Source organism: Streptococcus pluranimalium, from assembly GCF_047785745.1.
In the GTDB taxonomy this organism is placed as follows: domain Bacteria; phylum Bacillota; class Bacilli; order Lactobacillales; family Streptococcaceae; genus Streptococcus; species Streptococcus pluranimalium_B.
Window position 1 is genome coordinate 1 of the sequence record NZ_JBLOJT010000024.1, and the last position, 19,844, is coordinate 19,844.

At 40.7% G+C, this 19,844-nt stretch carries 15 protein-coding genes; 13 read left to right on the forward strand and 2 right to left on the reverse strand.

Annotation, left to right across the window (positions count from 1 at the left end):
- Window positions 1-39: 39 nt before the first annotated feature.
- From ACMZ6U_RS04455 to ACMZ6U_RS04495, 9 genes are all read left to right on the forward strand, one after another.
- Window positions 40-264, forward strand: a complete 225-nt coding sequence (locus ACMZ6U_RS04455) for a hypothetical protein (RefSeq protein WP_416106602.1) — start codon at window positions 40-42, stop codon at window positions 262-264.
- A 318-nt stretch (window positions 265-582) separates the two neighbouring features.
- Window positions 583-4,983: a PolC-type DNA polymerase III gene (locus ACMZ6U_RS04460; RefSeq protein ID WP_416106604.1), complete on the forward strand. Its 4,401-nt coding sequence runs from the start codon at window positions 583-585 to the stop codon at window positions 4,981-4,983.
- A gap of 145 nt (window positions 4,984-5,128) precedes the next feature.
- Window positions 5,129-5,557, forward strand: a complete 429-nt coding sequence (locus ACMZ6U_RS04465) for a MarR family winged helix-turn-helix transcriptional regulator (protein ID WP_416106606.1) — start codon at window positions 5,129-5,131, stop codon at window positions 5,555-5,557.
- 136 nt (window positions 5,558-5,693) lie between these two features.
- The gene (locus ACMZ6U_RS04470; RefSeq protein ID WP_416106608.1) at window positions 5,694-6,239 is read left to right on the forward strand and encodes an NADPH-dependent FMN reductase; all 546 of its coding nucleotides are present in this window, start codon (window positions 5,694-5,696) and stop codon (window positions 6,237-6,239) included.
- A gap of 290 nt (window positions 6,240-6,529) precedes the next feature.
- The gene (locus tag ACMZ6U_RS04475) at window positions 6,530-7,498 is read left to right on the forward strand and encodes a thiamine pyrophosphate-dependent dehydrogenase E1 component subunit alpha (RefSeq protein ID WP_104968643.1); all 969 of its coding nucleotides are present in this window, start codon (window positions 6,530-6,532) and stop codon (window positions 7,496-7,498) included.
- A 27-nt stretch (window positions 7,499-7,525) separates the two neighbouring features.
- On the forward strand, window positions 7,526-8,524 hold the full coding sequence (locus ACMZ6U_RS04480) for an alpha-ketoacid dehydrogenase subunit beta (RefSeq protein ID WP_416106610.1): 999 nt from the start codon (window positions 7,526-7,528) through the stop codon (window positions 8,522-8,524).
- Between the two features lie 106 nt (window positions 8,525-8,630).
- Window positions 8,631-10,016 (forward strand): dihydrolipoamide acetyltransferase, encoded by a 1,386-nt coding sequence (locus ACMZ6U_RS04485; RefSeq protein WP_416106612.1) that lies wholly within the window; start codon window positions 8,631-8,633, stop codon window positions 10,014-10,016.
- A gap of 161 nt (window positions 10,017-10,177) precedes the next feature.
- Entirely contained in the window at window positions 10,178-11,941 is a 1,764-nt protein-coding gene (gene lpdA / locus ACMZ6U_RS04490) for a dihydrolipoyl dehydrogenase (protein ID WP_416106614.1), read from the forward strand.
- 677 nt (window positions 11,942-12,618) lie between these two features.
- A complete protein-coding gene (locus ACMZ6U_RS04495; protein WP_416106616.1) occupies window positions 12,619-13,608 on the forward strand; it encodes a lipoate--protein ligase in 990 nt (329 codons plus the stop codon).
- Window positions 13,609-13,763: 155 nt separating this feature from the next.
- Here the strand turns inward: ACMZ6U_RS04495 and def are convergent, their stop codons facing one another.
- Window positions 13,764-14,378: a peptide deformylase gene (def, locus tag ACMZ6U_RS04500; protein WP_416106618.1), complete on the reverse strand. Its 615-nt coding sequence runs from the start codon at window positions 14,376-14,378 to the stop codon at window positions 13,764-13,766.
- A 220-nt stretch (window positions 14,379-14,598) separates the two neighbouring features.
- Here def and ACMZ6U_RS04505 point away from each other — a divergent pair, with 220 nt between their 5' ends.
- Both ACMZ6U_RS04505 and ACMZ6U_RS04510 read left to right on the forward strand, forming a co-directional pair.
- Window positions 14,599-15,462 carry an IS982 family transposase gene (locus ACMZ6U_RS04505; RefSeq protein ID WP_416106620.1) on the forward strand — a complete coding sequence of 288 codons (864 nt, stop codon included), beginning with the start codon at window positions 14,599-14,601 and terminating at the stop codon, window positions 15,460-15,462.
- 676 nt (window positions 15,463-16,138) lie between these two features.
- On the forward strand, window positions 16,139-17,467 hold the full coding sequence (locus ACMZ6U_RS04510) for a uracil-xanthine permease family protein (protein ID WP_416106622.1): 1,329 nt from the start codon (window positions 16,139-16,141) through the stop codon (window positions 17,465-17,467).
- Window positions 17,468-17,486: 19 nt separating this feature from the next.
- Here ACMZ6U_RS04510 and ACMZ6U_RS04515 read toward each other — a convergent pair whose 3' ends face one another.
- A complete protein-coding gene (locus tag ACMZ6U_RS04515; RefSeq protein ID WP_416106624.1) occupies window positions 17,487-18,137 on the reverse strand; it encodes a Crp/Fnr family transcriptional regulator in 651 nt (216 codons plus the stop codon).
- 100 nt (window positions 18,138-18,237) lie between these two features.
- Here ACMZ6U_RS04515 and ACMZ6U_RS04520 point away from each other — a divergent pair, with 100 nt between their 5' ends.
- Together ACMZ6U_RS04520 and rpsO are read left to right on the forward strand one after the other, a co-directional pair.
- Window positions 18,238-19,404 (forward strand): MFS transporter, encoded by a 1,167-nt coding sequence (locus tag ACMZ6U_RS04520; RefSeq protein WP_416106626.1) that lies wholly within the window; start codon window positions 18,238-18,240, stop codon window positions 19,402-19,404.
- Between the two features lie 117 nt (window positions 19,405-19,521).
- A complete protein-coding gene (rpsO, locus tag ACMZ6U_RS04525) occupies window positions 19,522-19,791 on the forward strand; it encodes a 30S ribosomal protein S15 (RefSeq protein WP_017770609.1) in 270 nt (89 codons plus the stop codon).
- Window positions 19,792-19,844: the final 53 nt, after the last annotated feature.

Below are 19,844 nucleotides of genomic sequence, written 5' to 3' on the forward strand. Positions count from 1 at the left end.
TAAAAACGATTGTTCAGCGAAAGTGGACTTCTGCTATTTTTGATTTTGACGGATAGCCAGACAGAGCTTAACAGACGTCTTGATAGAGATACTAAAGTACGTCAACGTAATTCGGAGTTTGTCAAGAAGACACATGCGATTCGCCGTCAGCAATATCAACATTATTTGGAACCCATTATCAAAAATGCCGATATCTTAATTGATCAGTCCGCCAACGACTTTAAGATAGTTTATCAATACTCTTATGTAAAGGAATTGAAATAAGATTTTTATAATGGAGAGGCAAAGACGCAATGGTTGAGGGTATTCTAACGCACTGATGTTGTTAAATTTTACAGCCTAGTGAGATGAACAATGCTTCCCTAGTCTCTAACACAAACTGTCACGTTCCTTAGTATTTTAGCTATCCGCTGATGAGACTAATAGTATATTGGATAGCTCTTTTTAGTTTGACATTAAACCTACTATAGTGAGAAAAACGGAATTTTAGCCATCTAATGATTTCCTGTTTCAAACTCTTTTATCTGCCAAAAGCTTGGTTTTTTGTGTTAAAATAGTAGCAGTTATTATCAAGGAGAAATCATGTCAGACTTGTTTGAAAAACTCATGGAACAGATTGAAATGCCGCTTGAACATCGTCGTTCAAGGGCCTTTTCGTCTGCGGATATTATCGAGGTTAAGGTGCATTCTCTCAGTCGTCGCTGGGATTTTCATTTTGCCTTTGAGCACATTCTTCCCATCGAGCTTTACCGTGAGCTTGAGATGCGTCTAGTGTCAACCTTCAAAAATGCTGACATCAAGGCATCTTTTGATATCAAGGTTGAAGATCCTGAGTTTGACCAAGAACTCTTGCAGGCCTATTACTGTGAAGCTTTTGAACATTCCTTGTGTGCTAGTGCTGGATTCAAGGCAACTTTTTCAAAACTACAAGTGGCTTATGATGGTCAAAACGTCATTATCACAGGGCCAGCATACGCTGATAATGAGCATTTCAAAAAGAATCATATTCCTAAATTAGCGCAACAAATGGCTATGTTTGGTTTTGGAGATTTGACCTTTGAAGTTGCTTCTGATCAAGCCATGACAGAAGATTTGAAGTCGTCATTTGAAAGTAATCGTGAAGCCCTCTTAGAACAAGCTGCGCAGGAAAACCTGGAGGCACAGAAAGCCTTAGGAGCGGCGGGTCCTCCACCAGAAGAACCTAAAGCAGCTCCAGCCTTTGACTATAAAGAAAGAGCAGCTAAACGCCAAGCGGGATTTGAAAAAGCAGAAATCACCCCAATGATCGATATCCAAACAGAGGAAAATCGTATCGTCTTTGAGGGGATGGTTTTTGATGTTGAGAAGAAGACGACACGTACCGGTCGTCACATCATCAACTTCAAGATGACAGACTACACATCAAGCTTTGCCATGCAAAAATGGGCTAAGGACGACGATGACCTCAAAAAATACGACATGATTGCCAAAGGTGCTTGGCTTCGTGTGCAAGGAAATATCGAAAACAACCAGTTTACTAAGAGCTTGACCATGAATGTTCAGCAGGTCAAAGAGATCGCCCATACACCACGCAAGGACCTCATGCCAGACGGTCAAAAACGGGTGGAATTCCATGCTCACACGAATATGTCAACCATGGACGCCCTACCAACCGTGGAATCTCTGATCGATAAGGCGGCAGAGTGGGGGCATCCTGCGGTTGCCATTACAGACCATGCTAATGTACAGAGTTTCCCGCACGGTTATCATCGTGCCCGTAAATTGGGGATAAAAGCTATTTTTGGGATGGAAGCCAACATTGTTGAAGACAGTGTGCCGATCACCTATAATGAAGTTTCCATGCCTCTCAAAGAAGCGACCTATGTCGTTTTTGATGTGGAGACGACAGGACTATCAGCTGTTAATAATGATCTGATTCAGATTGCGGCGTCCAAGATGCATAAGGGTAATATCATCGAACAATTCGATGAATTCATTGACCCAGGTCACCCACTATCAGCCTTTACAACGGAGTTGACAGGGATTACCGATCAGCACGTACAAGGGTCTAAGCCACTAAAACAAGTTTTGGAAGAATTTCAAACCTTCTGTCAAGATACTGTCCTCGTTGCCCATAATGCCACCTTTGACGTTGGCTTTATGAATGCCAATTATGAGCGTCATGGCTTGCCACTCATTACCCAACCTGTCATTGATACCTTGGAATTTGCTCGTAATCTCTACCCAGAATACAAGCGTCATGGTTTGGGACCTTTGACCAAACGTTTCCAAGTTGCGCTTGAGCATCACCACATGGCTAACTACGATGCCGAGGCAACAGGACGCTTACTCTTTATCTTTATCAATGATGTCTTGGACCGTCATGGTATTACCGATATGGCAGACCTCAATACCAAGCTAGTTGCGGAAGATTCTTATAAGAAGGCTAAGGTCAAACATGCGACTATCTATGTGCAAAATCAGACTGGTCTTAAAAATATTTTCAAGCTAGTTTCTCTGTCTAACGTCAAATACTTTGAAGGGGTTGCTCGTATACCAAGGACAGTGCTCAATGCTCATTGCGAAGGTTTGTTGCTAGGATCGGCTTGCTCTGAAGGGGAAGTCTTTGATGCTGTCTTAACCAAGGGAGTTGAAGCAGCAGTTGAAGCAGCTAAGTATTATGACTTTATTGAAATTATGCCACCTGCTCTCTATGCCCCGCTTTTAGCACAAGGTACAATCAAAGATGAGACGGGAATCCAAGAAGCTATTCAAGATTTGATTGAAGTCGGTCGTCGTTTAGATAAGCCAGTTCTAGCGACCGGAAATGTGCATTATATCGAACCTGAAGAGGAGATTTATCGAGAAATCATCGTCCGCAGTCTAGGACAAGGGTCTATGATTAACCGTACCATTGGACGTGGTGAAGGTGCCATGCCAGCGCCGCTTCCCAAAGCTCACTTCAGAACCACCAACGAGATGTTGGATGAGTTTGCCTTTCTTGGAAAAGAGTTGGCTTATGAGGTTGTCGTGACTAACACGCAAGCTTTTGCCGAGCGCTTTGACAACATCGAAGTCGTTAAGGGAGATCTTTATACACCATATATTGATAAGGCTGAGGAGACTGTTGCTGAGTTGACTTATGAGAAGGCTTTTGAGATTTATGGTAATCCACTGCCAGATATTATTGACCTGCGTATCGAAAAAGAGCTGTCTTCCATCTTGGGTAATGGCTTTGCCGTGATTTATTTGGCTTCGCAGATGCTGGTTAATCGCTCTAACGAACGAGGGTACTTGGTAGGTTCTCGTGGTTCCGTTGGTTCTTCCTTTGTTGCGACCATGATTGGGATTACCGAGGTTAATCCCATGCCACCGCATTATGTCTGCCCAAACTGCCAATACAGTGAATTTATTACAGATGGTTCCTATGGTTCGGGTTATGATTTGCCAAATAAAGATTGTCCTGAATGTGGCACGTTATACAAAAAAGATGGTCAAGATATTCCCTTTGAAACCTTCCTTGGTTTTGACGGAGACAAGGTTCCCGATATTGACTTGAACTTCTCAGGTGATGACCAACCGTCTGCCCACTTGGACGTTCGTGATATCTTTGGTGAAGAGTACGCCTTTCGTGCAGGAACCGTTGGTACTGTTGCTGATAAGACAGCCTACGGTTTCGTTAAAGGTTATGAGCGTGATTATGGGAAGTTTTACCGTGATGCCGAAGTGGATCGCCTTGCCAAAGGAGCAGCGGGGGTGAAACGGACAACTGGTCAGCACCCGGGTGGTATCGTTGTTATTCCAAACTATATGGACGTCTATGATTTTACACCGGTCCAGTATCCAGCAGATGATACGTCTGCAGAATGGCAAACCACCCACTTTAACTTCCACGATATCGATGAAAATATCTTAAAACTCGATATCCTTGGGCATGATGACCCGACCATGATTCGTAAGTTACAAGACTTATCAGGTATTGATCCTTCGCAAATCCTACCCGATGATCCTGGAGTAATGGCTCTCTTTTCAGGGACTGAAATCCTTGGAGTGACTGAGGAGCAGATTGGTACCCCTACGGGGATGCTTGGGATTCCAGAGTTTGGAACTAACTTCGTTCGAGGCATGGTCAATGAAACACGCCCAACAACCTTTGCGGAATTGCTCCAGCTGTCAGGATTGTCCCATGGAACAGACGTATGGCTCGGAAATGCGCAGGACTTGATTAAGCAAGGAATCGCTGACCTATCGACCGTTATCGGTTGTCGGGATGATATCATGGTTTATCTCATGCACCGTGGTCTTGAGCCTAAGATGGCCTTTACCATTATGGAGCGTGTACGTAAGGGACTTTGGTTGAAAATTCCTGAAGATGAGCGCAATGGCTATATTCAAGCCATGCGTGAGAATAATGTGCCAGACTGGTATATCGAGTCTTGTGGAAAAATCAAGTATATGTTCCCTAAAGCCCATGCGGCTGCTTATGTGTTGATGGCTCTTCGTGTAGCCTATTTTAAAGTTCATCATCCTCTATACTACTACTGTGCTTATTTCTCCATTCGGGCGAAAGCCTTTGAGCTCAGAACCATGAGTGGTGGTTTAACAGCTGTCAAAGCCCGTATGAAAGATATTACAGAGAAGAGGCAGCGTAATGAAGCAACGAATGTAGAAAATGACCTTTTTACAACACTTGAGTTAGTCAATGAAATGCTAGAGCGTGGTTACAAATTTGGGAAATTAGACATTTATCGCAGTGACGCGCTTGAGTTTATTATTGATGGTGATACCTTGATACCACCATTTGTAGCTCTCGAGGGTCTGGGAGAGAACGTTGCTAAGCAAGTAGTTCGTGCTCGTCAGGATGGAGAATTCCTTTCAAAGACAGAGTTGCGCAAACGTGGTGGCTTGTCATCTACTTTAGTTGAAAAAATGTCCGATATGGGGATTCTTGGCAATCTACCAGAAGATAATCAGTTGAGTCTTTTTGATGATTTTTTTGCCTGAGAGGTATTCAACGGTAACTTTTATTTCAAAATTTATGAAAACAGGAGCTTGAAGCCTTTCAAGTCCTGTTTTTTCTTGACCAAATAGGTCTTCTGATGATATGATGGCACTAAATTAGTATAAGAAACTCTTAAAGGAGATTAGGATGAGTAGACTGGACAGTAACACTGCTCTAAAAGCTATGGTTGTGTTTCGAAAGGCGGAGAGAACTTTGGATGCCTTGGGGGCAAGTGTATTTAATAAGCATCAGATTACTCCAACGCAGTTCAGTGTTTTAGATGTCTTATATACTAAAGGCGAGATGAATATCGGTAAACTGATTGACTCAATCCTAGCCACATCGGGAAATATGACTGTTGTTTTGAAAAATATGGCGCGTAATGGTTGGATATACCGCCGTCGTGACGATAGAGACAAACGTGCTTACGTTATTGGTTTAACAGATGACGGTCGCCAGTTAATTGAGCAAGTTTTACCGGAACACATCGCACGGGTGGAAGAATCATTCTCTGTTTTTACGGAGGACGAGCAGCTACAGTTGATAGACCTTTTGAAGAAATTTAAAAATTTGTAATACATAGTCCTTTTTTCTTTACAAGAAAATGAGGTTCTGATATTATAACGACATAGTAATAATTTGCTACTAATTAGAAGGAGTCGTTATGACTATCATTACTAAATTCAAATCACTTTTCAAAGGGGAAAAATAAATGAAAAAAATTTTATTCGTTGTCGGCTCACTACGTCAAGGATCATTCAATCACCAAATGGCAGAATTAGCTGAGAAAGCACTTGAAGGCAAAGCAAACGTGACTTATCTTGACTATTTTGATGTTCCTCTGTTTTCACAAGATTTGGAAGCAGTAGTGCCGGCATCAGTTGCTAAAGCGCGTGAAGCTGTTCAAGCAGCAGATGCGATTTGGATCTTTTCACCTGTCTACAACTTCGCTATGCCTGGTACGGTGAAAAATCTTCTGGACTGGTTATCACGTTCACTTGATCCAAGCAATCCAGCAGCAGAATCAGCTATCCATGATAAAGTGACAACTGTCTCACTTGTTGCTAATGGTGGACATGAGCAAGCTGCTGACCAATATCGAGCACTTCTTCCATTTATCCGTACAAATCTTCTTGATCAATTTACAACATCAAACGTTAATGACTCAGCATGGGCTGATGGTCAGTTTGTCCCAACGCAAGATGTTAAGGATGCTTTGACAAATCAAGTAGATGCTTTGTTGAAAGAACTTGCCTAAGCTACAAATTAAACCAATAATAAGGATAAATCTCTCGTTAAACATTATCGAATGTTTTCGGGGGATTTTTTATACTTTTACAAAGTTTAAAAAATCAGACAATTCAATCTATTCTAGATTTCCTAGCAAAATCTTTTAAGAAACAAGGGGAAAATATTAGTTTGTGAAATCACTAACTACAATCTCATCAAGAAGCCATCTGTTATAGGATAGGAAGCGTTTCATTTCCTTGCAAATTGTGAATATTTACGTTATTATGAAAAGTGATTAATATATTATTGGAGGACAGTATGGTTACTTTGTCTAAAGAACAACACATGGATATGTTTTTGAAAATGGAACGTATTCGTGAATTTGATATGCGTATCAACAAGCTCGTTCGTCGTGGTTTTGTTCAAGGGATGACTCACTTCTCAGTTGGAGAAGAAGCAGCTAACGTTGGTGCTGTTGCGCACTTGAGTTATGAAGATCTTATCTTCTCAAATCACCGTGGTCACGGTCAATCAATCGCTAAAGATATGGATCTTAAAGGGATGATGGCTGAGCTTGCTGGTAAGGCAACAGGTGTTTCAAAAGGGCGTGGTGGCTCTATGCACTTGGCTGACTTTGAAAAAGGTAACTACGGAACAAACGGTATCGTAGGTGGTGGTTTTGCGCTTGCAACAGGGGCTGCTCTTACACAACAATACAAAGGAACAAATAATATTGCGGTTGCATTCTCAGGAGATGGTGCCACTAATGAAGGCTCTTTCCATGAGTCGGTTAATATGGCTGCGACTTGGAAACTTCCTGTTATTTTCTTTATCATTAACAACCGCTATGGTATCTCAATGGATATCTCAAACGCAACAAACACACCCCACCTTTATACACGTGCAGAAGCATACGGAATCCCAGGCTTCTATTGCGAAGACGGTAACGATGTTCTAGCTGTATATGAAACGATGGGCAAAGCTGTTGAGCATGTTCGTGGTGGTAACGGCCCTGCTATCGTTGAGGTTGAATCATACCGCTGGTTTGGTCATTCAACGTCTGATGCTGGTAAATACCGTACGAAAGAAGAAGTAGCTGAGTGGAAAGAAAAAGATCCAATGCTTAAATACCGTGCTTATTTGACATCAGAAGGGATTGCAACTGATGAAGAATTGGATGCTATCCAAGAGCAGGTAAAAGCAGAAGTTGATGAAGCTTATGAGTTTGCGGAAAACAGTCCATTCCCAGAGCTTTCAGTAGCCTTCGAAGATGTATGGGTAGACTAAGAGTAGAAAGGTAGAGGAAAAGAAAGAATGACAGAAACAAAATTAATGGCATTACGTGAAGCCGTAAACCTTGCTATGTCTGAGGAAATGCGTAAAGACGAAAACATCTTCCTTATCGGTGAAGATGTTGGTGTTTATGGTGGTGACTTTGGTACGTCAGTAGGTATGCTTGAAGAATTTGGTGCTAAACGCGTTAAAGATACACCAATCTCAGAAGCAGCTATTTCAGGTGCAGCTATTGGTGCAGCTATCACAGGTCTTCGTCCAATCGTTGATGTTACCTTTATGGACTTTATCACAATCATGATGGATGCCATTGTTAATAATGGTGCTAAAAATAACTACATGTTTGGTGGCGGTCTTAAAACACCTGTTACTTTCCGTGTGGCATCAGGTTCAGGTATCGGTTCTGCAGCGCAACACTCACAATCACTTGAAGCTTGGTTGACCCACATTCCGGGAATTAAAGTCGTTGCACCTGGTACAGCTAATGAAGCTAAAGGTCTTTTGAAGTCATCGATCCGAGATAACAACATCGTTATCTTCATGGAACCAAAAGCTCTTTATGGTAAAAAAGAAGAAGTTAACCAAGATCCAGATTTCTATATTCCACTTGGAAAAGGAGACATCAAGCGTGAAGGTAAAGATCTTACCATCGTTTCTTACGGACGTATGTTAGAGCGTGTTCTTCAAGCAGCAGAAGAAGTTGCGGGAGAAGGCATTGATGTTGAAGTGGTTGACCCACGTACCTTGATTCCTCTTGATTTGGATATGATCGTTGATTCTGTTAAGAAAACAGGTAAATTGATGCTTGTCAACGATGCTTACAAGACTGGTGGGTTTATCGGAGAAATCGCTACAAAAGTTACGGAAAGCGAAGCCTTTGACTATCTTGACCATCCAATCGTTCGTTTGGCTTCTGAAGATGTGCCTGTACCATATGCACGTGTTCTTGAACAAGCAATCTTGCCAGATGTAGAGAAAATCAAAGAAGCTATCCGTAAGATGGCTAATAACGGTAACTAATCACAATAAAATGTCAAGATAAGAAGGGAAATGAGGACAACTCCCCCTCTTATCTATTTTTACGACATAAGGGGTTGAGCCCCAATTATTCTAAGAAAGGAATACTATGGCTGTCGAAATTATTATGCCGAAACTCGGTGTTGACATGGCTGAAGGTGAAATCATCGAATGGAAAAAAGCCGAAGGTGACACTGTCGCTGAAGGTGATGTTCTCCTTGAGATTATGTCAGACAAGACGAACATGGAAATCGAAGCAGAAGATTCAGGTGTTCTCTTGAAAATCACTCGCCAAGCTGGTGAAACTGTACCGGTAACTGAAACGATTGGTTACATCGGTGAAGCTGGCGAAGAAATTACAGAGGCTGCAGGATCAACACCTGCACCTACAGAAGAAGCGAGCCCAGCACCCGCTGCAGCTCCTGCTCACACAGCAACTCCAGCAGTAGCTGCCGCTCCTCAAGGAAAAGGCGGAAAAGTCCGTGCTACTCCAGCCGCTCGTAAAGCGGCTCGTGAGCAAGGTGTTGATTTAGGTCTTGTTCCTGGATCTGGTCCTAGAGGACGTGTTCATGCTGCAGATGTTGAGAACTTCAAAGGTGCTCAACCAAAAGCGACACCACTTGCTCGTAAGATGGCTGAAGCTGAAGGTCTTGATCTTGCTACACTTGCAGGATCAGGATTCGCTGGTAAAATTAAAAAATCAGATATTCTTGCTGCCCTTGAAGCATCTAAACCAGCTTCAGCTGTAGAATCAGCTCCTGCTAAAGAAGAAAAAGTGGTTGAACTTCCTGAGGGTGTTGAACACAAACCAATGTCAGCAATGCGTAAGGCTATTTCTAAAGGTATGACAAACTCTTACCTTACAGCGCCTACCTTCACGCTTAACTATGATATTGACATGACTGAAATGATAGCTCTTCGTAAAAAACTCATCGACCCAATCATGGCTAAAACAGGACTTAAGGTCAGCTTTACTGATTTGATTGGTATGGCAGTTGTTAAAACATTGATGAAACCGGAACATGAATATATGAATGCTTCCCTTATCAATGACGCCAATGACATTGAGCTTCATCGCTTCGTTAACCTTGGTATTGCCGTAGGTCTTGACGATGGCCTTGTCGTACCAGTTGTTCATGGCGCTGATAAAATGAGCTTGTCAGATTTCGTTCTTGCTTCAAAAGACGTTATCAAGAAAGCTCAAAGCGGTAAATTAAAAGCTGCTGAAATGTCTGGTTCAACTTTCTCAATCACAAACTTGGGTATGTTTGGTACTAAGACCTTTAACCCAATTATTAATCAACCTAACTCAGCTATCCTTGGTGTCGGTGCAACAATTCCAACGCCAACAGTTGTGGATGGTGAAATTGTCGCACGTCCAATCATGGCAATGTGCTTGACAATTGACCACCGTTTGGTTGATGGTATGAATGGGGCGAAATTCATGGTTGACCTCAAGAAGTTGATGGAAAACCCATTTGAATTGCTTATCTGATGAGATTGATTTAATTTAGTTATATCACTTAATATAAACAAAACTTAAGATGGGTCGGAAGAAGAATTATCTAAGATAATCTGTGGGATAAAGCTATCTCAGTAGTATTCTAAAAATACTTCTTTCAAATACCCAATGTATCTTACGAAAGGAAATCAATAATGGCTGTTGAAATTATTATGCCAAAACTCGGTGTTGACATGGCCGAGGGTGAAATCATCGAGTGGAAAAAAGCTGAAGGTGATACTGTCGCTGAAGGTGATGTTCTTCTTGAAATCATGTCTGATAAAACAAACATGGAAATCGAAGCAGAAGACTCAGGTGTTCTTTTGAAAATCACTCGTCAAGCTGGTGAAACAGTACCAGTAACCGAAACAATCGGTTACATCGGTGAAGCTGGTGAAGAAGTGGAAGTTGGTTCACCTGCAGGCTCTGATGTTGATGTGAAACGCACAACTGAAGATCTTGAATCTGCAGGTCTTGAAGTGCCAAAAGCACCAGCTCAAGAAGTTGCATCTGCTGCTGAAAAAGCGCCACTTGCAGATAATGAGTACGACATCATCGTTGTTGGTGGTGGCCCTGCTGGTTACTACGCTGCTATTCGCGGTGCTCAACTTGGTGGAAAAATTGCCATTGTTGAAAAATCAGAATTCGGTGGTACTTGTTTGAACGTGGGATGTATCCCAACTAAGACTTACCTCAAAAACGCTGAAATCCTTGATGGTATTAAGCATGCAGCTGGTCGTGGTATCAACCTTGCTTCAACAAACTATACTATCGACATGGATAAAACTGTTGATTTCAAAAACTCTGTTGTTAAGAAATTGACAGGTGGTGTTGCTGGCCTTCTTAAAGCTAACAAAGTAACCATGTTCAACGGACTTGGACAAGTTAACCCAGATAAAACGGTTACTATTGGATCAGAAACAATTAAAGGGCGTAACATTATCCTTGCAACTGGTTCAAAAGTATCACGCATCAATATCCCAGGAATTGACTCTAAACTTGTTTTGACTTCTGACGATATTCTTGATCTTCGTGAAATGCCAAAATCACTTGCTGTTATGGGTGGTGGTGTTGTCGGTATCGAGCTTGGACTTGTATGGGCTTCATACGGTGTTGAAGTAACTGTTATCGAAATGGCTGATCGTATCATCCCTGCTATGGATAAAGAAGTATCTCTTGAACTTCAAAAAATCCTTGCTAAAAAAGGTATGAACATCAAGACATCTGTTGGAGTTTCTGAAATTGTTGAAGCAAACAACCAATTGACATTGAAACTTAACGATGGTTCAGAAGTGGTTGCTGAAAAAGCACTCCTTTCAATCGGTCGTGTGCCACAAATGAATGGACTTGAAAACCTTAACCTTGAAATGGAACGTAACCGTATCAAAGTTGATGAGTATCAAGAAACATCAATTGCTGGTATCTACGCACCAGGTGATGTGAACGGTACTAAAATGCTTGCGCATGCTGCTTACCGTATGGGTGAAGTAGCTGCTGAAAATGCTATGCATGGTAAAGTTCGTAAAGCAAACCTTGAATTCACACCGGCTGCTGTTTACACACACCCAGAAGTTGCCATGGTTGGTATGACTGAAGAAGATGCTCGTGCTAAATACGGTGACATCCTTATCGGTAAAAACAGCTTCACAGGTAACGGACGTGCCATTGCTTCAAACGAAGATCAAGGTTTTGTTAAAGTTATCGCAGATGCTAAATACCATGAAATTCTTGGTGTACACATTATTGGTCCAGCAGCTGCTGAAATGATTAATGAAGCAGCTACAATCATGGAAAATGAATTGACAGTAGATGAACTTCTTCTTTCAATCCACGGGCACCCAACCTTCTCAGAAGTGATGTACGAAGCCTTTGCTGACGTATTGGGTGAGGCAATCCATAACCCACCAAAACGTAAATAAGAGTAGTTGTTTCTAAGGACTAAAGTCCTTGAAACAAGATGCTAAACGCTATGGCAGCTTAGCTAACTCTTATACTAGAAAACACCTTCCGTTAAAATTGAACGGAAGGTGTCTTCGTCATAAGCTTATTTTAATCTAACTGCTAAAGCAGTTGATAACAAAAGGTGAGCACTATGGTGCCTCATCTAAACCTTAAACTAGAAAAATGACCTCATTAATGTCGAACGAGGTCATTTTTCGTCGTAAGTATCTATGTTATTATGCCTTGTTGTTAAACCTCATCATTATGAGTGTAAAGCTCAGCTTGATGAACTTTTGTTCAATCTTCGCTTTCGCTGCCTAGTATCTTCTGAAAAGAATTGATTATTGTGAACAGGTATGACTAGATAGTCAATGATCAAACTAAAAAAGAGTGGCAGTACATACCGGCTGCTACTCTTGTTGTCGTCGTCAGAAGTTTATTGAGTATGAAGTTATCAATAATCTAGGTTGTTTCAATACATTTTTGGAGCACTTGAAGTTGAACACTACAATGCGTTTCCTTAATTTAGAAGAACTGTTATTTAATAGATTTTAGGGTAAAGATTTGTAATATCTTGTTTTTTGCTAGCGTTTGCATTATACTTAAAGAGTATATTTTTGCACACGCAAACTAGCCAAAATAAAGGAGTTTTTCGATGAAATATATTGTCAATACCAGTAATAATCCACATTACAATATTGCCCTTGAAGCCTATGCTTTCCGTGAACTAGTTGATGAGGATGAACTATTCATTTTATGGATTAATGAGCCAGCTATTATCATCGGTCGTCATCAAAATGCCATCGAAGAAATCAATAAAGAATACACAGACGCGCATGGTATCCATATTGCTCGTCGTCTCTCAGGTGGCGGTGCGGTTTACCATGATCTGAACAACCTCAACTATACCATCATTTCTAACAAGGCTGGAGAAGGGTCATTTGACTTTGAAACATTCTCAAAACCAGTTATCGATACCTTGGCAAAACTGGGTGTTAAGGCTGAGTTTTCAGGTCGTAATGACCTAGAAATTGATGGCAAGAAAATCGCCGGAAATGCTCAAGCCTACCACAAGGGTCGCATGATGCACCATGGTTGCCTTCTCTTTGATGTGGATATGACGGTCTTGGGAGATGCTCTAAAGGTAAGTAAAGATAAAATCGAGTCTAAAGGTGTCAAGTCAGTTCGTGCCCGTGTAACCAATATCAATAACGAATTGCCAGAAAAAATGACAGTCTTGGAATTCCAAGATGCCCTCTTGAATCAAATGAAAGAAGAATATCCTGACATGACAGAGTATGTCTTCTCAGAGGAGGACTTGGCAGCCATCCAAAAATCATACGATGAACAATTTAACACTTGGGAATGGAACTTTGGCTCATCACCAGAGTACACAGTTTCACGTGCCGTTCGTTATCCAGCAGGTAAAATCACAACCTATGCCAACGTTGAAAACTCAATCATCAAAGGATTGACCATCTATGGAGACTTCTTTGGGGTCAAACCAGCTAAAGATATTGAAGAACTCTTAGTCGGCACTCGCTATGAGTACAAAGATGTTCTTGAAAAACTCCAAACAATCGATACCACACAATATTTCTCACGCATGACAACAGAAGAAGTAGCTAAAGCTATTGTGGCGTAAAAGAGTAAAACAGTAGGCTAGGACATAAGGTTCTAGCCTTTTTATTACCTTTATTTACAGCGAAGTTATTTTCAATCATCAATATTAATATAACAAAAAGTAGTGGGTATTCTCGCGTGTCAAAGACATCCCACTACTTTATTTTAGTATATTTACTAGTCTAAGATAATAACCCCTTCTTCAATCTTAAAGGGCTCTGCAATATTGATACGATCATAGAAAAGGACGCCATTAAGGTGATCTATTTCATGTTGAACGACAATGGCATTGTATCCTTTTAGTTTTAGTTTTTGTTTATGACCATCCTTGTCGAAGTATTCGACGGTAATTCGAGAATGACGAGGAACATATCCTTCAACCACACGATCAACTGACAGACATCCTTCACCATCTGCTAGAGCAGCTTGCTGTACAGAATGAGAGACAATTTTTGGATTGTACATGATTTCTTGAAGGCTATAGGCTTCTTCAGGAGGATTTCCCTCCTCATCTTCAGGGTTTGGAACAAGCACAGCGATAATACGTTTAGAAATATTTAGCTGAGGAGCTGCCAATCCAACTCCGCCACGAAGACCGAGTTTTTCAGCCATAACTGGATCTTGGGAGTTTTTTAAAAATTGCATCATTTTTTCTCCAAGGATGATATCTTGATCACTAAGTGGCAAACTGGTTTCCTCAGCTTTCAAACGCAGTGTAGGGTGCCCTTCGCGGATGATATCATTCATATCAATCAAATGCGCGGCTTTGGTAATTTTTTCAATAGGTGACATATGATTTCCTTTGCTAGTTTTATTGATAGTTTTCGTACTTTTAACTATATCATAAAATGAAAGTCAGTTAAAGTTTTGATCATGCAAGATTTTCAGGTTGACAAAAAAGAAAAAACGAATAAAAATTAAAAATACCCGTGGTGCTAGTTGATTTTCAACAACAATAAAAAGCCCAAAAGGACTATACTGTAAGTGATAAAACAAACAGGAGGTAGTCCTAATGAGCCACTTACAGTATACCGCTAAATCCCATCATTTACAATGGAATATCAAACAATTATCCCAAATTAGTTCTCAATTTTATCGCCATTACTGTCCCGATTCGTTGAAGCATCGTCGCAATATCGGTTTAGCCAAAGTTTCAGATAAGTCACTGCTTGTTTTATTGCTACTTCAAGCTGAGTTAGGCATTACCTCTCAACGCCGTTTTTACAGGATTTGTCACCTTTTCTTTGGTCATAACTTACTAGAAAGAAGCCGCTTTAATAGACGAACAAAACAATTGATTTGGTTGGTTCAGCTCATTCGGCAAGCTTTGAGTAAGGCAATCTCGCCAGATACTATTGTGATTATGGACAGTTTTCCATTGCCGCTTTGCCAGCCTATTCGCAATCATAGCGCCAAGATTTTCAATGATGTCGCTGATATTGGGTATAATGCCGCTAAAAACCTTTGGTTCTATGGTTTTAAAGTTCATATGTTGGTCACTTTGTCGGGGTTTATTCTCAACTATGTTGTGACACCAGCCTCTGTTCACGACATTAAAGTCGTTGATGAACTCCTAGAAGGCTGTAGGCAATCTGTAGTTCTTGCCGATTTAGGCTACCTCAGTCAAGAGCTAAAAGATAGGTTAGAACAGAAAGGCTATCACTTATGGACACCATTACGTCAAAACATGGTCGGTGCAGAACAACATAATCATTGGCAGTTACTTGTCATGAGAAGAACGATCGAAACTCGCTTTTCTGAACTTTGTGCGCTATTTGATATTGAGCACACGTTGACGAGAAGCATTAGGGGACTACAATTGAGAATCGAACAAATCATACTGGCTTATCATTTGAGATATTTTGAAATCAACTAGCACCACGGGTTTAAAAATATTACAAAATAGTTCGATTTAATTATTGAAAAAGAAAAAACAATGTTAAAATGAGATATATTTTTATTTTTAGGGGAAATAGCAGATGTCTTTAGAGAAAAAGTCAGTTTTAGAGGAAACATCCGAATAAATCTTGTATAAGATTGAGGATAAGCCGCCAGTAGGAGTATCGATTGTATTGGCTTTACAACACATTCTTGCAGCCTTATAGCACTACCACTTGTCGTTGCTGGTGCGCTCAAACTTCGTGTCGAAGATACATCAATCATGGTATCAGCCTCCATCTTTGTCGCAGGGATAACCACCATGCTTCAATCCAGGTGTATGGTACTCTTATCTTACAAGGTTTCTTCTTGTTTGTCTTCTAGGTCTCACATCTATTGTAACGCTACAAAATTGTAAAGAGTAATAGAAAAAATAACTAGCTTTTTGAATAACCTTGTGTTAAAATACTTAAAGCGTAGGTTTTTAAACTCATCCCGTGAGGTGAGAAAGACATCAAGGAAAATACTCAAAAAAAGATGTGTTCTATCAGCTTTTGAGGATTAAACAATTGAGGGCCTATGACTATATTACATAGCTGGGTCCTTTTGTGTAGACAAAAGGGGTTGTATTCCATGTGAATATGACTTTTCTTATGCCCAGAGAAAGAGGAGATATGTCACAAAACACGATTACTACAGATGAACATTCAGTCATTGATGTTGATTTGAATAAAGTCGATTTGCTTTTAGATGTTCATGAAAAGCCGGCCTTTGGGAGAGGCATTTTGCTTAGCTTCCAACACGTTTTTGCCATGTTCGGAGCGACTATTTTAGTTCCCTTGATCTTGGGTATGCCAGTTTCAGTTGCCTTGTTTGCTTCAGGTATTGGAACCTTGATTTATCAAGTTGCCACTCATTTTAAAGTGCCCGTTTATCTAGGTTCTTCTTTTGCCTATATTACGGCGATGGCAACTGCAATAAAAGCCATGGGTGGTGATGTTTCGGCGGCTCAAACGGGGATTTTATTTGTCGGGCTTATCTATGTTCTGATTGCAGGTCTTGTCGGCTTAGTGGGAACATCTTGGATAGACAAATTACTACCCCCTGTTGTTATTGGACCAATGATTATTGTAATTGGTTTGGGCTTGGCAGGTTCTGCGGTGACCAATGCCGGTTTTGTTGCAGATTCTGATTGGCGCCATATCTTGGTAGCTACAGTAACCTTCTTGATTGCTGCTATTATCAATACAAGTGGTCGTGGTTTTATCAAAATTATTCCATTTTTAGTAGCGATTATTGGTGGTTATGTGCTATCTGCTTTCCTTGGTTTGGTTGACTTTACACCTATTAAGGAAGCAGCTTGGTTTGAAATCCCTCAATTTTACCTTCCTTTTAAAATAGGTCATTTTCAAACCTATAAGCTCTATTTTGGCCCAGAAATGCTTGCTATCTTACCGATCGCAGTTGTAACGATTGCTGAGCATATCGGCGATCATACTGTTCTCGGTCAAATTACTGGTCGTCAATATTTAAAAAATCCAGGGCTAAAGTATACCTTAATTGGAGATGGTGTGGCAACAGCAGTATCTGCTTTGATTGGTGGTCCTGCTAATACGACTTATGGAGAAAACACGGGCGTTATCGGAATGACAAGAATTGCCTCTGTATCAGTAATTCGTAATGCAGCCTTGATTGCTATTGCCTTCTCCTTCTTTGGAAAATTTACGGCCTTGATTTCAACAATTCCAAATGCTGTATTAGGAGGCATGTCCATTCTACTTTATGGTGTTATTGCAAGCAATGGTTTGAAAGTATTGATTGAAAGTCGTGTTGATTTTTCTCAAGTACGTAATCTAATCATCGCTAGTGCGATGCTTGTTCTCGGTTTAGGTGGTGCCGTGCTTGAGTTGGGAGCTTTGACGCTCTCAGGAACAGCACTAAGTGCCATTGTTGGTGTCATTCTCAATCTTGTCTTACCTTTAGCTCACCTAAAACAAGACTAGTAAGAATTGCAAAAGTACTTCAATCTTGGATTGCCAAGGCTTGAAGTGCTTTTTTATTAGTGATTTTGTAGTGTTTGAAGCGTGTTTTTTGGATAATGTTTTCATCAAGCATTTGTTTCACCACACGGTTTAAATGACGGTAGCTAGTTCCCAAAGCATCAGCTAAAAGGGATAGTTCAAGTGTGAATTCTTCTGTATTGGCTATATTTAAAATATGGCTGGCTAAACGCTCTTTAACAGAATAGGTGATATTAGTGGATGAGCTGACATTCTGTTGATAGCATTTTAGCGCAATTTCTCGACCAACTTGATATAGAAAAAGAGGATCTGATAATAACTCTTCCTTATCAAAAAGAGGTAGTTGAATAAGCTGGCAATCTTCTAAGGCGATAACGGAAGAGACAGCAGTTTTCTGAGCTAGGAGTTCAATGTCACCGATGATAGTAGGCGTTTGAATGGTTTCTAGAATATGCTCTTTGCCGTTGGCAGATTGTCGAATGACTTTAGCTTTGCCAGATAGAAAATAAGAGATGTGATTCAAAAGGTCTCCTTGATAACAAATGACTTCCCCTTTTTGATACGTAATACGCTGTAAATGCCGATGATATTTTTCTGGGAAAAAATGGTGTATGGCCTCGTTAGTTAAGTGGTCCTCGATTGATTTGTCCATAAAAAATCGTTTTCATCCTCCTTTTAGGACATAGGTCCTATTTATAACACTTAAGATTCATTATACTGAGCATAGTTTAATTGTGCAAGAAAGGTTCCTTATGAAGTCTACCCTTGAAAGAGCTAGTCTGCTCTCATTATCTCTAATGCTGGTATCAACCTTTGCTATATCACCAGCCCTACCTCAGATGATTACTCATTTTGAAAAAAATGGTTACACAGCTTCGCAAATTGAGGGGCTTATTCCTCTGTCTTCTTTTGCTATCATGGGGATTTTGCTCTTAAGTCCATTCATCAACCGATTGTTGAAAGAAAGGGCCATTATTGTTATTGGTCTTTTGTTGTTATCTGTCGGAGGTAGTTTACCGGTTGTTTTTCAAAGTTATCCTATGTTACTTGTCTCACGAATCCTTTTGGGAAGCGGGATTGGTATGCTTAATGCGCGTGCTATTAATATTATTAGTGAACGCTTTACAGGAAAAGATCGTAGTCGAATGCTTGGTCTCAGAGGCTCTATGGAAGTTCTGGGATCAGCGGTACTGACCTTTTTGGCAGGACAATTCCTGGCTATCTCCTGGTCTGTTTCGTTTGCGATTTATGCTTTTGGTTTGTTGATTTTAGTCATGTATCTAGCGTTTGTACCAGAAGCCCCTCCAGAAAAAGAACATGAGCAAACTCTTGCAAAAGCCTCTCGTCTGTCTTACCAGCAATTACTTTATATTGTTGGGACTGCTTGCTATGCGGGCTTCATTATCTTGGTCAATTCCTCAGTCACTATTAGGATTCCTCAAGTTGTGGAGAGTCTCGACTTAGGCACAGCGTCCCAATCCAGTATTCTACTGAGTGCTATGATGATTATGGGGATTTTAGCGGGAGGCTTGTACTCCCCTTTGATGGATTTTTTAGGGAAATTCTTCCAAGTTGGTGTTAGTTTGATTTTTGGTTTAGGCTGTCTCATCTTATGGCAAGCTGATAACTGGTTATTTTTAGTGCTTGGCGCCTTGATGTCAGGTTTCTTCTATTCTTTAGCTGTGACTTACGCTTTTCATACCATCTCAGAAAAGATGCCTGCTCATCTTGTTGCAACAGCGACAACTCTGGTTCTTCTGGGATGCAATCTAGGAGGAGGATCAACAGCTTTGGCGTTAGAAGTGTTGAGCGCTTTAACAAATACCCCAACTGGTGTTTTTGGCTTGTATGCTTTACTCATCCTTAGTATGTCAGTTTGCTTACTGGGAGGTCGATTGTTTTCAAAAAGAAAAAATTGACCCTAAGTCTATAATTTGATAAAATAATAAAGTCGGTAATCGACAAAACCAACTTTTTCTTGGTTTTAGGAGTGCCAATCCTAGGACTCGGATCAAGCAAAAAAAGGAGAATATACTATGGCAATCTCAAAAGAGAAAAAAAATGAAATCATTTCACAATACGCTCGTCATGAAGGCGACACAGGTTCAGTTGAAGTTCAAGTAGCAGTACTTACTTGGGAAATCAACCACCTTAACAACCACATCAAAGAGCACAAAAAAGACCACGCGACATACCGTGGTTTGATGAAGAAAATCGGTCACCGTCGTAACTTGTTGGCATACCTACGCCGCACAGACGTAAACCGTTACCGTGAGCTTATCCAATCTCTTGGACTTCGTCGTTAATTCGAAGACAAAAACCGTAGAAAAGCGACTGAAAAATAGAAAACTGCCCGAAA

Bases quoted from the DNA above. Each gene is read 5' to 3' on its own strand.
- ACMZ6U_RS04460 (WP_416106604.1), top strand. From the start codon at position 583: ATGTCAGACTTGTTTGAAAAACTCATGGAACAGATTGAAATGCCGCTT.
- ACMZ6U_RS04465 (WP_416106606.1), top strand. From the start codon at position 5,129: ATGAGTAGACTGGACAGTAACACTGCTCTAAAAGCTATGGTTGTGTTT.
- ACMZ6U_RS04470 (WP_416106608.1), top strand. From the start codon at position 5,694: ATGAAAAAAATTTTATTCGTTGTCGGCTCACTACGTCAAGGATCATTC.
- ACMZ6U_RS04475 (WP_104968643.1), top strand. From the start codon at position 6,530: ATGGTTACTTTGTCTAAAGAACAACACATGGATATGTTTTTGAAAATG.
- ACMZ6U_RS04480 (WP_416106610.1), top strand. From the start codon at position 7,526: ATGACAGAAACAAAATTAATGGCATTACGTGAAGCCGTAAACCTTGCT.
- ACMZ6U_RS04485 (WP_416106612.1), top strand. From the start codon at position 8,631: ATGGCTGTCGAAATTATTATGCCGAAACTCGGTGTTGACATGGCTGAA.
- lpdA (WP_416106614.1), top strand. From the start codon at position 10,178: ATGGCTGTTGAAATTATTATGCCAAAACTCGGTGTTGACATGGCCGAG.
- ACMZ6U_RS04495 (WP_416106616.1), top strand. From the start codon at position 12,619: ATGAAATATATTGTCAATACCAGTAATAATCCACATTACAATATTGCC.
- def (WP_416106618.1), bottom strand. From the start codon at position 14,378: ATGTCACCTATTGAAAAAATTACCAAAGCCGCGCATTTGATTGATATG.
- ACMZ6U_RS04505 (WP_416106620.1), top strand. From the start codon at position 14,599: ATGAGCCACTTACAGTATACCGCTAAATCCCATCATTTACAATGGAAT.
- ACMZ6U_RS04510 (WP_416106622.1), top strand. From the start codon at position 16,139: ATGTCACAAAACACGATTACTACAGATGAACATTCAGTCATTGATGTT.
- ACMZ6U_RS04515 (WP_416106624.1), bottom strand. From the start codon at position 18,137: ATGGACAAATCAATCGAGGACCACTTAACTAACGAGGCCATACACCAT.
- ACMZ6U_RS04520 (WP_416106626.1), top strand. From the start codon at position 18,238: ATGAAGTCTACCCTTGAAAGAGCTAGTCTGCTCTCATTATCTCTAATG.
- rpsO (WP_017770609.1), top strand. From the start codon at position 19,522: ATGGCAATCTCAAAAGAGAAAAAAAATGAAATCATTTCACAATACGCT.